This is a genomic window from Sphingomonas pruni NBRC 15498 (genome assembly GCF_001598455.1).
GTDB classification, from domain to species: domain Bacteria; phylum Pseudomonadota; class Alphaproteobacteria; order Sphingomonadales; family Sphingomonadaceae; genus Sphingomonas; species Sphingomonas pruni.
The window spans coordinates 1-13,520 of sequence record NZ_BCYZ01000098.1 but is presented as its reverse complement, the minus strand read 5'-3'; the positions used below and the strand labels follow the sequence as shown (position 1 = coordinate 13,520).

Here is a 13,520-nt window from a genome sequence, read left to right as displayed (position 1 = left end):
TGGAAGGGAGGGGAGATTGATGTGTCATCAGAACTCGCTGGCCCGCCGTCCCAGCAAGGTCACTTCGACCCGGCGATTGAGCCGCATCCCCGCCGCGGTGGCGTTGGTCGCAACCGGGTCGCGTTCGCCATGCCCCGCGACCGAGAAGCGCGCGCGAGTCACGCCCATCGCGTCGAACGCGCTCCTGACGCTCGCCGCGCGGCGTTCGGACAGGTCCTGATTGTGCCCATCGGTGCCGCGCGAATCGGTGTAACCATCGATCGCCACGCGCACCCCGGGATTGGCGCGCAGATAGCTTGCCAGCGGGCGCAATTTGTCGATCGCGCCGCGGCGCAGCACGTCGCTGTCGGTCGCGAACAACACGTCTTCGTCGAGCCGCATCATCGCGCCGCGCGCGGTCTGGCGAAAGCCGTAGCCGTGCATAGCGCCGCGATCCCATCCGCCGCGGCCGCCGCGCTCCTCCACGACATAGCCGCTGTCGCGCGCATCCCAGTCGAACCCGCGCGGCCGCGGTCCGGCAATCTCGGCAAAGGCACGGTTGGCCTGGCGCGCTTCGAAGATCGTCAGGAAGCGGTCATGGTTGCGGTCGAAATTGCGCATGACGAAGGCGCACCCGCGTCGCGTCTCGCGCAATTCGGGATAGAGGATGCGGACGCCCGGTCCGACCATGCGGAAATCGGCCATGCCGGGGCGACCGCCCGACCAATCCCAGCGATCCTGCGCGACTGCCGGACTGGCGATGGCGATCAGCGCGGTCGCGGCGGCAAACATCATTTTCATGGCTATTCTCCCTATGATGATAGACGCGTGCTAACGGCGCGGGACTGAACCCGGCCTTAGACGAGCCGACAGGGAGCGTTCAGGCGGCGGAGACGGTTCCGTCGGCGACAGCAAACCACGACGCGGCGCCGATATCGTCGAACGGCGCGCGTTCGGTGCCGGTGATCCACACCTGGCTGCCGGTTACCGCCAGCCGATCGAACAAGGCCGCACGGCGCACCGGATCGAGATGCGCGGCGACCTCGTCGAGCAGCAGGATCGGCGCCCGGCCGATACGGTCGGCGACGAGTTCGGCATGGGCGAGGACGAGGCCGAGCAGCAGCGCCTTCTGCTCGCCGGTCGAACAGAGCGACGCGGGCTGGTTCTTCTCGAGATGGGTGACCGCGAGGTCGCTGCGGTGCGGCCCGACCAGCGTGCGGCCGGCGGCGGCATCGCGGCGGCGTCCCTGCGCCAGATCGGCTGCCAGCGTATCCGCGCCGCTCCAACCTTCCAGCGCCAGGCCGGCGCGCGCGAACGGCCCTTCGGGCTGGCTCGCCAATCGTTCGGCCAGCGCCGCGACCGTCTCGCGCCGCCCCGCATCGATCGCCACGCCGTGCTCCGTCATCTGCGCCTCGAGCGCGGTCAGCCATTGCGGGTCGGGACGGTCATCGCCCAGCACGCGGTTGCGCGCGCGCATAGCCGCTTCGTAGCGATTGGCGTGCTGGGCATGGTCCGGCCGCAGCGCCAGGGTCAGCCGATCGAGGAATCGCCGCCGCTCGCCCGCGGGTTCGACGAACAGCCGGTCCATCGCCGGGGTAAGCCAGAGCACGGTCAGCCATTCGGCCAGTGCGGTCGCGGCGGTCGTCGCGCCGTTGATGCGAACGATGCGGCGTTCGGGGGCGGAGGGCTGGGTGCCAGTGCCGATGTCCACCTCCCCTCCCACTTGTGAGCTCCGGGTGAATGGCGCCCCGCGCCATTCAGACTGTGCCGGGGGCACAGTCGACCCGGAGCTGGGACGGGGGAGGGCTTGTCGTGACTCTGCAACCTTAGACGCCGTAACGATATCCGACACGCCCTCCCCTAGCCCCTCCCACAAGTGGGAGGGGGACAAGGTCGCCGCCACCCCGAACCCGCCTTTACCCCCCTGCCGCGCCATGTCGCTCAGCGCCGCCCTTCGCAGCCCGCGCCCGGGGGCAAGCAGCGACACTGCCTCGAGTACATTGGTCTTGCCCGCGCCGTTCTCGCCGGTCAGCACAACGAAGCCGCGCCCCGGATGGAGCACGGCTTCGGCATGATTCCTGAAATCGGTGAGGATCAGGCGCGACAGCATCGCGCCGGTCCTAGCGGAGTTTGCGTCCGCGCGTCAGCCCGGGACTCAGGCCGCGAGCTTCGCCGGTTCGGCGGTGTCAGGCTGCTGGTTCTTCGCGCTCAAATACGACGCCATCTCGGCGCCCAGCTCGCGCTGCGCCTTGAGATAAGCGACCGGCTCGCCGAGCCCAAGCCGCTTGCGCGCCGCATCGATCGGCTCGTGGAGCAGCTGCAGATAATCCTCGCCGGAGATCCACTTGGCCTTCTTGCCGCGCTTATAGCCTTCCCACACCGCCTTCGCGAACAGCGTGTTGCCGGTGACCTTCAGGCTCTTGAGCGCCGCCGCCCCGCCGATGAACGCCCAGCCGAGCCCACCGACCTGGGCATAGCTGAACGCGACCAGGGCTGCTTCGCCCAGGCTTTCGTCGGCCTTGTAGCCGGTCAGCACGTGCCAGATGTCGTGCGTGTCACGCACCCGCCGCCCGAACCAGGCATAAGGATGCGCCATGTCTTCCTCGCGGTTGATCTTGCTGACCTCGGCCAAGCCGTCAGCCGAATAGCCCGTCGATTCGAGGAAATGGTTGTACGCCGCGCCCACCGTGCCCGGCGCGAATTGCTTGGCAAAGCCCGGCTGCGACAAGAGTTGCGCGAGCTCGATCCGCTCATAGGCCATGCGCCCACCTTCTTCGGTGGCGATGAAGCGCGCATAATTCATCGGCGCATTGCCGACGTTCAAGGCGCGCATGATCACGAACACCTGCGTCGTATCGTCGCCATTCGCGAGCAATTTGCGAATCGCGCGGAACGCGGTCTTCCAGTCGCGCTTGCCGGTGGTGCCGGGAAAGGGGGGGAGCTTTGCGGCCATCGGATGATTCCTTACTGACAATCATGTAAGTAAGTGAAATGGGCGGGGTCGTCAACCCTGTCGCGATCGTGTGGGGACTCTCATACCGGCGGTCGCGTTAAGAACACCACAATTCCATCTTGACCAGGCGAGGTTTCGGACAACTTTTCGCGGGCAATGGCAGGGGCCGGCCAGGACGCCACAGGCCAAGGCGCTGCTGGATATTGGGCATCTCCGAATCGATCACTGCCAGCGGGTTGTTGTCTCCGTACCTGGTCGCACTGCGGTAGCGCAGTATTTGCTGATACCGGTATGATGGGGCTAGCCGGTTGACCGTGATCCAATAGCCGAACGGCGCATTCTCCGTTGGCTCGGCAACGACGACGTCGCCGCGCAATGGCCCCGCTCCGATAAAGCGAACTTCCTGATTGTTGTTGCGAAAAGTTATGTGGGTGAAGATCCCTTCGAAGCGATCAATCGATCGCCGATAGGTGAGCAACTGCGTGTACCGCACCTGCTCTCCGTCCCCGGCGCTATACTCGCTCGCGGTTTGCGTCAGCAAAAGCGGCGGCGCCGATCCTCCCATGGGGTAAACGACGCGCGCCTCGCTCAGGTAACGCGGTTGCCATGCAGTGTCATAATAGGATGTCGGCGCCTTGCCCATCGACCGCATCGCAGCGTCGCAATCCAGGTCGGCTGTGCGCTTCAGACAGAGTGTGATGATTCCCGGAATCGGACCTTCGTCGCGATTGGGCTGATCCGGTTCCTGTGTCGCCATAAAGCGCCATTCCGATCTCGCGCCGAATGGCTTGGTGAGGTCGATTGCGCTGATCGTCTTGGTTGCCGGGGGTTCCGCACTTCCAGCCGATCCGAAGAAAATAACGATAGCCGCGATCGTGGCGACGAAGATCGCTCCGGACCGCGCCTGCGTCACACCCGCATCGGCATCAGCACGTACAGCGCCGGCGACTTGTCGTTCTCGCGGATCAGGGTCGGCGCGCTGGCATCGGCCAAGTGCACTTCGACCATATCCCCTTCGATCTGGCCGAGGATGTCGAGCAGATAGCGGCTGTTGAAGCCGATATCGAAGCCCTGCGCGGCATATTCGCCGGGGACTTCCTCGGCGGCGGTGCCGTTTTCCGGGCTGGTCACCGACAGAGTGATCTTGTCGCGATCGAGCGACATCTTCACGGCCCGCGTTTTCTCCGTGGCGATGGTCGACACGCGGTCGACGCCTTCCTCGAAGCTGCGCGGGTCGATCTTGAGGATCTTGTCGTTGCCGGTCGGGATGACGCGCGAATAATCGGGGAAGGTGCCGTCGATCAGCTTCGAGGTCAGCAGCGCCTGGCCCATGTCGAAGCGGATCTTCGACGAGGACAGCGACACGCCGACCGATCCATCGATCTCGTCGAGCAATTTGCGCAATTCGGCCACGCATTTGCGCGGGATGATGATGTCCGGCATGCCCTCGGCGCCGTCGGGGCGCGGCAGGGTGACGCGGGCGAGGCGATGGCCGTCGGTCGCCGCGGCCTTGAGCACCGGCTGGCCGTCATCGGCGACGTGCCAGAAGATGCCGTTGAGATAATAGCGCGTCTCTTCGGTCGAGATCGCGAAGCGCGTCTTGTCGATGATCTGCTTGAGCGTTTCCGCAGGCAGCTCGAACTGCACCGGCAATTCGCCCTCGGCGATCACCGGGAAATCGTCGCGCGGCAGGGTGCCGAGCTGGAACCGCGCGCGACCCGCGACGATCGTCATCTTGCCTTCCGCCGCGGCGAGCTGAACCTGGCTACCTTCGGGAAGCTTGCGCGCGATGTCGAACAAAGTGTGCGCCGACACCGTGGTCGCGCCCGGCGTATCGACCGCCGCCGGCACGCTTTCGTTGATCTGCAGGTCGAGATCGGTCGCCATCAGCTTGAGCGATCCCTCGGCCGTTGCCTCGATCAGCACGTTCGACAGAATCGGGATGGTGTTGCGGCGTTCGACCACCGACTGCACATGGCTCAGCCCCTTGAGGAGCGTTGCGCGTTCGATCGTCGCCTTCATGTCCTAACCCCCGGGCCGGTGCCCTGATTTTCCGACCCGCCAGACAAGAGAGAATCCGGGGGCAATTCGCCTACTCTCTTCCTTAACGTGAAAAAGGGCCGGAGCAAGCGCCCCGACCCTCCTTTCACACCCTGTTTCCCCCTGTTGTTGTGGATGACTCGATTTAGAACCGGACACCCACCCCGGCGACGACCTGATGCCGGTCGGTATCGACCGAGAAATTGTTGGTGTTGGCGCCGTTGGGATATTCCAACCGGGCCTGGCCGTAGTTGGAATAGCGATATTCGACCTTGGCATAGGCCTTGCCGCCGAGCGACTGCTCGACACCGGCGCCGGCGCGCCAGCCGTCCAGGTTGAAATGCTGGCCGGTTTCGGTCGTACCGTTCGACGCGACGAGGTCGAGCCGCTGATTGGTGTAACCACCCTTGGCATAGATCATCGTGCGCGGCGCGACGACATAGCCGATGCGTGCGCCGGCATAGAGATCGCGGCCGGCCTTGACGCGGCCATAGCCCAGCGCACCGGCGGCCGACGGATTGTTGGTCACCTTGCTGGTCGATCCGGTCACTTCACCCTCGGCGCCGAAAACCCAATTGCCGCTGCGTGCGTCATATCCGACGTCGCCGCCATAGGTCAGGCCGTCCGCCGAATTGCTGCTGTCGATCGACGAATTGGGCACCTGGCCCGGCTGCATCCGGTCATAGCCCAGGATGATGCCGGCGCGCGGACCGCTGAACGTCGTGTCGCTATCCGGGTTCGGGGGGCCGTCCTGCGCGAAGGCGGGGGCGGCGACGGCCAGCGCTGCGAGACTGGCGGTGGCAAGGATCAGCTTACGCATAAATAACTCCATTCACTCAATTCCCGCGGAGCACCGGGGGGTCGGTGGCGCGGGAAGGGGCAAATAGGTGGGGAGCCAAGAGGTTGCATGAACCTCAGATAAACAAGGAATTTCGTTGCTTTCGCGCCACAGGGGGTTGAAAGCGCGGGGGATGATTACAAGGCGGGGACGCGACTTCATCGCGCGGCACGGCGAGACGGTATTCAACGCGGCCGGGCGGCTGCAGGGCGACCATCCGCACACCCCGCTGACTCGCGCAGGATTCCGCCAGGCCGACGAAATGGGCGAGGCCCTCCACCACTTTTTGGGCGACAAGCCCGCGCTGACATTATGGGCATCGCCGACCGGACGCGCGCTGCAGACCTTGGCGGTGATCGCCGAGCATGTCGGGCTCGACTGGCACCAGGCGAAGACCGACCCACGCCTGACCGAGATCGGCATGGGCAGCTGGGGCGGGCGCTATTATCGCGACGTCATCGCCGAGGTGGGCGATGTGATCGACCGTCCGAGCGGGCTGCTGATCAGCGCGCCGGACGGCGAGCTCTATCCGCAGATCGCCGAGCGCGTCTCGGCCTGGCTGGCGGAGACCAACGACGATCCGAGCGATCGATTGGTCATCATGCACGGCATTTCGAGCCGGTTGATGCGCGGCGTGATGACCGGGCAGCCTGCGGTCGACCGCTTCGGCGCGCCCGCGGCCGGCCATCTGCCGCAAGGGTCGCTGGTGATGATCGAGGGCGGCGTCGAGACGATCGTCCATCTCGGCGGCGGTGGGGAGACGGTGTGAAGCGGCTGGCGGTCGTCACCGCGTTGATCGCGACGGCGGTCGCGGCGGCCCCGGCCATCGCGCGCGACACGATCGGCGTGTGGAACCGCTGGGGCGCGTTCAGCGATCCCAGCCCGCGGCGCTGCTTCGCGATCGCGCAGCCGGTCGATCCCGATCATCGCGCCGGCTTCGCCAGCATCGCCAATTGGCCTGGGCAGAATATCCGCAGCCAGCTCCATATCCGCCTCAGCCGCGGCCGGGCCGGCAATGCGCGCGTGACTTTGTCGATCGGCGAGCGCCGGTTCGAGCTGGTCGCCGGCACCGACGACGCCTGGGCCCCCGATCCGCGCACCGACGCCGCGATCGTCGCGGCAATGCGCAGCGGGCGGTCGATGAGCGTCGAGGGATTGGGGCGGGACGGGTCGGCGTTTGCCGATGTCTATGCGCTTTCGGGCGCCGCTACCGCGATCGACGCGGCTGCGCTGGCGTGTCGCGGGTAAGGAACGGCCGCCGAATACTCCAACCGTCATGCCGGGCTTGTCCCGGCATCCACCGCGCAGGTTAGCGAGAAGCAAGAGCCTCTAATACCGGGTGTGCTGCTCAGTGGACCCCGGCACAAGGCCGGGGTGACGTGGAATAGTACCACCTTGTCAGCCACTTGGATGTCCGGAGCCGAGATAACCCTGCAAGCCCGCGACCAGCGCGTCGAACACCGCGCGGACCGGCGCCGAGGTTCGCAGATCCTCGTGCATCACCGCCCAGGTGTCGAGCGCATAGCTGATCGCGTCGGGTAGGAGGCGAACCAACGCGGGGTCGCGTCGCGCCAGCGGCACCTGACAGAATCCGACACCCACACCGGCTCTCAGTGCGGCGAGTTGGGCAAGGTCATTGTCCGATCGGAACGCGAAATCCTCCATCCGGATCGGGATGCCGGCCGCGCGCATCGCGCGGACCACCGCGTTTTCCTTCTCCACCCCGATTATCCCGAGCGCGGCGACCTCCTCGAACGTGGTGGGCGGCGGCCGGCCGGCGATGGCATCGGCACGGACATAGAGTCCGAGCTCGATGTCGCCGATCCGCCGCGCGACCAGCGCGCCCTGTTCTGGCCGCACCATCCGGACCGCGACATCGGCTTCGCGCCGCAACAGGTCCTCGTTGCGGTTGCTGGGCGACAGCGCGACGACCAGCCGCGGATGCCGCCGCCGCAACGCCGCCAGGATCGGCGGCAGTATTTCGACCGAGATCACGTCGCTCGCCGATACGCGCACTAGACCTGCGATCTCGCTTCCCTGCGTCGCCCCGCGCGCGAAGGCGGCGGCGGCGATTTCCATCGCCTCGGCATGCGTCTTCAGGCCCAACGCGGCCTCGGTCGGGATCAACCCGTCGGGCGCCCGCGTGAACAGAGCGACGCCGACCGCCTGCTCGAGATCGGCGATCCGCCGCCGCACCGTCGGTTGGGCGAGCGCGAGCCGCCGCGCGCCGCCCGACAGGCTGCCCTCGCGCAGCACGGCCAAAAAGGCGCGATGGCGCTCCCAATCCTCGCTCATCGCGGTCCGACCCAGGGGGCACAGAGGGTGCCGGCCACAGAGAAAGGAATAGGGCCGGGCGAGGATATCATCCCCGCCCGACCCGCAGCCGGAAAGCAGCACTCTCGGCTGCATTCCCGGTTTCGCCCATTCCGGACCGAGTGCCTAGCTAGGGATTTCCCGCTCAGTAATCTTATGGTCTCGATAACCACCTCGCGACCTCCAATGGCGGGCTGTAAAATTTGTATAACCTGATCGTCACATAGCGACAATTTTATACAACCTCGATCGCACCGATAATCGCGTCGTCAAAGCAGGAGACGAACGATGACGAAGACGGTGCTGGTGCTTGGGGCGAGCGGTGGGGTGGGCGGAGAAACGGCGCGCGCGCTGGTCGCTCACGGCTGGAACGTGCGCGGGCTGAGCCGCTCACCGCGCAACGACGAGGCGATCGACTGGCGCGTCGGCGATGCGATGGATCGCGCGGCGGTGCTGGCGGCGGCGCAGGGCTGCGACGCGATCGTCCACGCCGTCAACCCGCCGGGCTATCGCGATTGGGAAAAGCTGGTGATGCCGATGCTTGAGAACAGCTTCGCCGCCGCTCTCGCCAATAACGCCCGGCTCGCGCTGCCGGGGACGATCTATAATTACGACCCGCGCACTTCGCCGGTAATCGCGCCCGACAGCCCGCAGCGTCCGAACACCAGGAAAGGCGCGATTCGCGTCGCGATGGAGAGCACGATCGAGCGATCGGAGGCCAAAGCAGTGATCCTGCGCGCAGGCGATTATTTCGGACCGCGGCCGGGCAACAGCTGGCTGAGCCAGGGACTCGTCACGCCCGGCCAAAGGGTCGGCCGTGTGATGGTGCCGGGCAAGGCGGGGGTCGGACACGCCTGGGCCTATCTGCCTGACGTTGGCGAGACGTTCGCGAGGCTGCTCGACAAAAGCGACGACCTGCCGCGGTTCGCCCGCTATCATTTCGCTGGCATATGGGACGATGACGGCACGCGCATTACCGGCGCGATCGCGCAAGCGGTCGGGCGGCCGGTCAAGACCTGGCGGATGCCCTGGGCGCTGCTGCCGCTGATCGGGCTGTTCAACCCGACGATGAAGGAAATGATCGAGATGCGCCCTTTCTGGGAACATCCGGTGCGGCTCGACAATGAAGACCTGGTCGCCGCGATCGGACCCGAACCGCATACGCCGCTCGATGTCGCGATGGCGACCAGCCTGAAGGCGCTCGGCTGCGACTGACTTGCTGGTGGCGGCGGGGCATGTCAGCTTCTGAGCTAGGAAGAAGCGGATGGCGGCAAGACTTGGCCGCCGAGTCACGATCTACTTTCGGAAAGCGAGTACCGGATTGTTTTCGCGCGTCGAATATGCCGAAGTAGGCCGCAAGGCACACGAGCTTGAGGTATCGCGAGGCCGGGACGACGCGCGTCGCTATGCCGCCAGCGTCGCAGCCGATGCATTGGCCGAGGGCGACACGGAAGCGCACGCCTTCTGGTCAGCCGTCGAAAGCAGTCTCACCCTCCGATAGCTCCCGTTCCGCCAAAAATAGGCACGCTAGAAAAGTCGCGCCTTTTCCCCTATGTGCAGCGCCATGCAGACAGAGTCGGCCGCCCTCATGCCCATCCCCGGGCACATCGATCCCGTGCCCGTGCCCCGCCAGACGGTGGCGCGCGAGGACGGGCGTGTCGACCTGGTCGGCCTTTCCAAGGCCGAGTTGCGCGAGGCATTGCTCGCCGCCGGGATGGACGCCAAGCAGGCGAAATTGCGTGCCAAGCAGATCTGGCACTGGATCTATAATCGCGGCGCGACCGAGTTCACCGCGATGACCGACATCGCCAAGGCGCAGCATCCCTGGCTGGTCGAGCGCTTCGTCGTCGGCCGTCCGCAAGTGATCGAGGCGCAGGTCTCGACCGACGGCACGCGCAAATGGCTGCTGCGCGGGCCCGACGGCCAGGATTACGAGATGGTGTTCATCCCCGACGCCGATCGCGGGACGCTGTGCGTGTCGAGCCAGGTCGGCTGCACGCTCAATTGCCGCTTCTGCCACACCGGGACGATGCGCCTCGTACGCAACCTGACGGCGCAGGAAATCGTCGGCCAGGTCATGCTGGCGCGCGACGCGCTGGGCGAATGGCCGTCGCAGCCCGAGGGGCGGATGCTCACCAACATCGTGATGATGGGGATGGGTGAACCGCTCTATAATTTCGACAATGTCCGCGACGCGCTCCATGTCGTGATGGACGGCGACGGGCTCGCGCTCAGCAAGCGCCGCATCACCCTGTCGACCTCGGGCGTGGTGCCGATGATGGCGCGCGCGGGGGCGGAGATCGGCGTCAACCTCGCCGTCTCGCTCCACGCGGTGACCAAGGAAATCCGCGACGAGATCGTCCCGATCAACCGCAAATACGGGATCGAGGAGCTGCTCCAGGCGTGCGCCGATTATCCCGGCGCCAACAACGCGCGGCGCATCACGTTCGAATATGTGATGCTGAAGGACAAGAACGACCGCGACGAGGACGCGCACGAGCTCGTCCGGCTGATCCGCAAGTACAGATTGCCGGCCAAGGTCAATCTGATCCCGTTCAATCCCTGGCCCGGCGCGCCCTATGACACGTCGACGCCCGAGCGCGTGCGGCGGTTCAGCGACATCATCTTCGAAGCCGGCATCTCGGCGCCGGTCCGCACCCCGCGCGGTCGCGACATCGATGCGGCGTGCGGCCAGCTCAAGACCGCGGCGGAGAAGAAGAGCCGGGCGGAACTCGATCGCCTGGCCGAGGAAAAGCTCGCCGCTCTGGGCTGATCCCCGACGGGACCGCCAGAGACTTCAGGCGATCACCGAATCGGCGACGAACGGATTCGACTGGCGTTCCTGGCCGAAGGTGCTCGGGTCGCCATGGCCGGGCAGGAAGAAGGTGTCGTCGCCCATCGGCCAGAGCCGCGTGACGATCGAATTGATCAAGTCCTGGTGATTGCCGCGCGGAAAATCGGTGCGGCCGATCGATCCGCGGAACAGCACGTCGCCGACGATCGCCAGTTTCGATTCGGCATTGTGGAACACGACATGGCCGGGCGTGTGCCCCGGCGTGTGGTGGACCGCGAACTCGACCTCGCCAACCGTGACCGTGTCGCCCTGGTCGAGCCAGCGCGACGGCACGAACGATCGGCCCGGCACGCCGTAGCGCAATCCGTCCTCATCGAGCTTTTCGAGCAGGAACATATCCTCGGGATGCGGCCCCTCGATCGCCACGCCGAGATCGTCGGCCAGTTGCGCCGCGCCGCCGCAATGATCGAAATGGCCATGGGTCACCAGGATCTTCTCGATCGTGACGCCATGTTTTTCCATTTGCGACTTGAGCAGCGGCAAGTCACCGCCGGGATCGACGAACGCGCCGCGCATTGTCTTCGTGCACCATAATAAGGTGCAATTCTGCTGGAGCGGAGTGACGGGGATGATCGCCGCGCGAAGCGGCTGCGCGGTGCTGGCCATGGCGAAAACCTAGGGTCTGTCGTCGCGACCGGCAATGCCTTGCGCGCGGTGCTTACCTGCACGTCTGACGCCATGCCGGTAGAAACCGGGGGTTGCCGAAGCGTCGGGCGCGGTTGCATGAGCAATGGCAGTGATCGACCGCGACCGCCCTTTCGTCCTGCTCGACGACGCCCGCACGACCGGCGCCGCCCCCGCGCGGCTCTATCGGACGCCGGTCGAGATCGTCGAGGCGCGCGACGCCGCGGCAGTTCTGCCCGCGCTCGAGCGGCTGCGGGCGGCGCGGAATCGCGGGCTCCACGCCGCGGGGTTCCTGGCGTACGAAGCGGCGAGCGCGTTCGAGCCGGCGGTCGGCCAATTGCCACAAGCCGGGACGCCATTATTGTGGTTCGGGCTGTTCGAGCGGTTCGATGAGATCGCCGCCGACGACGTCGCCTCCTATCTCCCCGACCCAGCCTCCGCCTGGCTCGGCGCGCCGGCGCCGGATATCGACCGCGACGCCTATGCGGAGCGGTTCGATCAAGTCCATGCGCTGATCGAAGCCGGCGACCTCTATCAGGCCAATCTCAGCTTTCGCGCGCGGGTGCCCGTCATCGGCGATCCGCTGGCCGCTTATGCGCAACTGAGGGATAGCGCGCGCGCCGGCTATGGCGCGGTGGTGTGGACCGGGCGCGACTGGCTGCTGTCGCTGTCGCCCGAATTGTTCTTCGCGCTGGACGGCGGGCGGCTGACGACGCGGCCGATGAAAGGCACTGCGCGGCGCGGCGATACGCCCGAAGAGGATCGCGCGCTGGCGGCCGCATTGCGCGACGACGCCAAGCAGTGCGCCGAGAATCTGATGATCGTCGACCTGCTGCGCAACGACCTGTCGCGCGTCGCCGAGCCGGGCAGCGTCGCCGTGCCCGACTTGTTCGCGGTGGAGACCTATCCGACCATCCACACCATGACCTCGACCGTCACCGCGACGCTGGCGCCGGACCAGGATGCGATCGATGTGCTGGCGGCGTTGTTTCCGTGCGGATCGATCACCGGTGCGCCCAAGATCCGCGCGATCGAGGCGCTGGCCGGGATCGAGATGGGCAGCGCGCCGCGCGGGCCCTATACGGGCTCGATCGGTCGGCTCGACGCGACCGAGGGGGCGATGTTCAATGTGGCGATACGAACCTTGGTGATCGAGAATGGCGCGGACCATGCGCTGCTGGGCGCGGGCGGCGGCATCGTCGCCGATTCGCGGATGAGCGAGGAATGGGACGAGGCGCAGGCCAAGACCGCGTTCGTCGGCGCCGGCGCGCGCCGCTTCGACCTGATCGAGACCATGGCGTTCGATCCGATCGAGGGGGTCGCCTTGCTCGAACGCCATCTCGCGCGGATGAAGGCAAGCGCGACCGCGTTCGGCTTCGCTTTCGACCGCCATGCCGCACGCAACGAGCTCCAGGCCGCCACCTTCCGGTTACGTGAGGCAAAGCGCATTCGCCTAGCGCTGGCGCCGTCGGGTGCGGTCGCGATCGAAGTCGGCGCGATGCCGGCAAAGCCGGAGACGCCGGTCACGGTGACGATCGCGCCGCTGCCGGTCTCGCCCGACGATTTCCGGCTGCGCCACAAGACCAGCGACCGCGCCTTTTACGACCGCGCGCGACGGGGATTCGAGACCGTGTTCGAAGTCGACGGCCAGCTGACCGAAGGCAGCTTCACCAATCTGTTCGTCGAGCGCGGCGGCGTGCTGCTGACCCCGCCGCTCAGCGCCGGATTGCTTCCCGGCGTGTTGCGCGCCGAGCTGATCGAGAGCGGCCGGGCGTTCGAAGCGACGCTGACGCGCGCCGATCTCGCTCATGGCTTCTTCGTCGGCAACGCCGTGCGCGGGCTGATCTCGGCGAGGCTCGGTTAAGGTTAAGATACAGCCCCTAGAGCATGATGAAATCGGTTTGATCCATCTTTAATCA

The 13,520-nt window shown here is 66.3% G+C and carries 13 protein-coding genes; 5 read left to right on the top strand and 8 right to left on the bottom strand.

Going from position 1 to position 13,520, the window contains the following annotated elements; genetic code table 11:
- Positions 1–27: 27 nt before the first annotated feature.
- The 6 genes from SPR01S_RS19355 to SPR01S_RS19330 form a co-directional block, all read right to left on the bottom strand.
- Positions 28–780 carry an OmpA family protein gene (locus tag SPR01S_RS19355; protein ID WP_066592821.1) on the bottom strand — a complete coding sequence of 251 codons (753 nt, stop codon included), beginning with the start codon at positions 778–780 and terminating at the stop codon, positions 28–30.
- 79 nt (positions 781–859) lie between these two features.
- Positions 860–2,089, bottom strand: a complete 1,230-nt coding sequence (recF, locus tag SPR01S_RS19350; RefSeq protein ID WP_066592819.1) for a DNA replication/repair protein RecF — start codon at positions 2,087–2,089, stop codon at positions 860–862.
- Between the two features lie 45 nt (positions 2,090–2,134).
- A complete protein-coding gene (locus tag SPR01S_RS19345; RefSeq protein WP_066592817.1) occupies positions 2,135–2,932 on the bottom strand; it encodes a Coq4 family protein in 798 nt (265 codons plus the stop codon).
- A gap of 97 nt (positions 2,933–3,029) precedes the next feature.
- On the bottom strand, positions 3,030–3,845 hold the full coding sequence (locus tag SPR01S_RS19340) for a hypothetical protein (protein ID WP_066592814.1): 816 nt from the start codon (positions 3,843–3,845) through the stop codon (positions 3,030–3,032).
- On the bottom strand, positions 3,842–4,954 hold the full coding sequence (dnaN, locus tag SPR01S_RS19335) for a DNA polymerase III subunit beta (RefSeq protein WP_066592811.1): 1,113 nt from the start codon (positions 4,952–4,954) through the stop codon (positions 3,842–3,844). Before dnaN ends, SPR01S_RS19340 begins: the two co-directional genes overlap by 4 nt.
- Positions 4,955–5,117: 163 nt before the next feature.
- A complete protein-coding gene (locus tag SPR01S_RS19330; protein WP_066592808.1) occupies positions 5,118–5,792 on the bottom strand; it encodes an outer membrane protein in 675 nt (224 codons plus the stop codon).
- Positions 5,793–5,943: 151 nt separating this feature from the next.
- On the opposite strand from SPR01S_RS19330, the gene SPR01S_RS19325 reads away from it, so the two are divergent.
- Together SPR01S_RS19325 and SPR01S_RS19320 are read left to right on the top strand one after the other, a co-directional pair.
- A complete protein-coding gene (locus SPR01S_RS19325) occupies positions 5,944–6,579 on the top strand; it encodes a histidine phosphatase family protein (protein WP_066592805.1) in 636 nt (211 codons plus the stop codon).
- Complete coding sequence (locus tag SPR01S_RS19320; RefSeq protein WP_066592800.1) at positions 6,576–7,058, top strand: hypothetical protein; 483 nt, start codon at positions 6,576–6,578, stop codon at positions 7,056–7,058. The genes SPR01S_RS19325 and SPR01S_RS19320 overlap by 4 nt, the downstream gene beginning before the upstream one ends.
- A 150-nt stretch (positions 7,059–7,208) precedes the next feature.
- Here SPR01S_RS19320 and SPR01S_RS19315 read toward each other — a convergent pair whose 3' ends face one another.
- Positions 7,209–8,105, bottom strand: coding sequence for a LysR family transcriptional regulator (locus SPR01S_RS19315; RefSeq protein WP_066592797.1), 897 nt, complete (start codon positions 8,103–8,105; stop codon positions 7,209–7,211).
- A 306-nt stretch (positions 8,106–8,411) separates the two neighbouring features.
- On the opposite strand from SPR01S_RS19315, the gene SPR01S_RS19310 reads away from it, so the two are divergent.
- Both SPR01S_RS19310 and rlmN read left to right on the top strand, forming a co-directional pair.
- Positions 8,412–9,338, top strand: coding sequence for an NAD-dependent epimerase/dehydratase family protein (locus tag SPR01S_RS19310; RefSeq protein ID WP_066592795.1), 927 nt, complete (start codon positions 8,412–8,414; stop codon positions 9,336–9,338).
- A gap of 373 nt (positions 9,339–9,711) precedes the next feature.
- A complete protein-coding gene (rlmN, locus tag SPR01S_RS19300) occupies positions 9,712–10,896 on the top strand; it encodes a dual-specificity RNA methyltransferase RlmN (RefSeq protein ID WP_245662119.1) in 1,185 nt (394 codons plus the stop codon).
- 24 nt (positions 10,897–10,920) lie between these two features.
- Here rlmN and SPR01S_RS19295 read toward each other — a convergent pair whose 3' ends face one another.
- Positions 10,921–11,583, bottom strand: a complete 663-nt coding sequence (locus SPR01S_RS19295) for an MBL fold metallo-hydrolase (protein WP_066592775.1) — start codon at positions 11,581–11,583, stop codon at positions 10,921–10,923.
- Positions 11,584–11,707: 124 nt separating this feature from the next.
- Here SPR01S_RS19295 and pabB point away from each other — a divergent pair, with 124 nt between their 5' ends.
- On the top strand, positions 11,708–13,465 hold the full coding sequence (pabB, locus tag SPR01S_RS19290) for an aminodeoxychorismate synthase component I (RefSeq protein ID WP_066592772.1): 1,758 nt from the start codon (positions 11,708–11,710) through the stop codon (positions 13,463–13,465).
- Positions 13,466–13,520: the final 55 nt, after the last annotated feature.

Bases quoted from the DNA above. Each gene is read 5' to 3' on its own strand.
- dnaN (WP_066592811.1), bottom strand. From the start codon at position 4,954: ATGAAGGCGACGATCGAACGCGCAACGCTCCTCAAGGGGCTGAGCCAT.
- SPR01S_RS19315 (WP_066592797.1), bottom strand. From the start codon at position 8,105: ATGAGCGAGGATTGGGAGCGCCATCGCGCCTTTTTGGCCGTGCTGCGC.
- SPR01S_RS19330 (WP_066592808.1), bottom strand. From the start codon at position 5,792: ATGCGTAAGCTGATCCTTGCCACCGCCAGTCTCGCAGCGCTGGCCGTC.
- SPR01S_RS19325 (WP_066592805.1), top strand. From the start codon at position 5,944: ATGATTACAAGGCGGGGACGCGACTTCATCGCGCGGCACGGCGAGACG.
- SPR01S_RS19310 (WP_066592795.1), top strand. From the start codon at position 8,412: ATGACGAAGACGGTGCTGGTGCTTGGGGCGAGCGGTGGGGTGGGCGGA.
- rlmN (WP_245662119.1), top strand. From the start codon at position 9,712: ATGCCCATCCCCGGGCACATCGATCCCGTGCCCGTGCCCCGCCAGACG.
- SPR01S_RS19345 (WP_066592817.1), bottom strand. From the start codon at position 2,932: ATGGCCGCAAAGCTCCCCCCCTTTCCCGGCACCACCGGCAAGCGCGAC.
- recF (WP_066592819.1), bottom strand. From the start codon at position 2,089: ATGCTGTCGCGCCTGATCCTCACCGATTTCAGGAATCATGCCGAAGCC.
- SPR01S_RS19295 (WP_066592775.1), bottom strand. From the start codon at position 11,583: ATGGCCAGCACCGCGCAGCCGCTTCGCGCGGCGATCATCCCCGTCACT.
- SPR01S_RS19355 (WP_066592821.1), bottom strand. From the start codon at position 780: ATGAAAATGATGTTTGCCGCCGCGACCGCGCTGATCGCCATCGCCAGT.
- pabB (WP_066592772.1), top strand. From the start codon at position 11,708: ATGGCAGTGATCGACCGCGACCGCCCTTTCGTCCTGCTCGACGACGCC.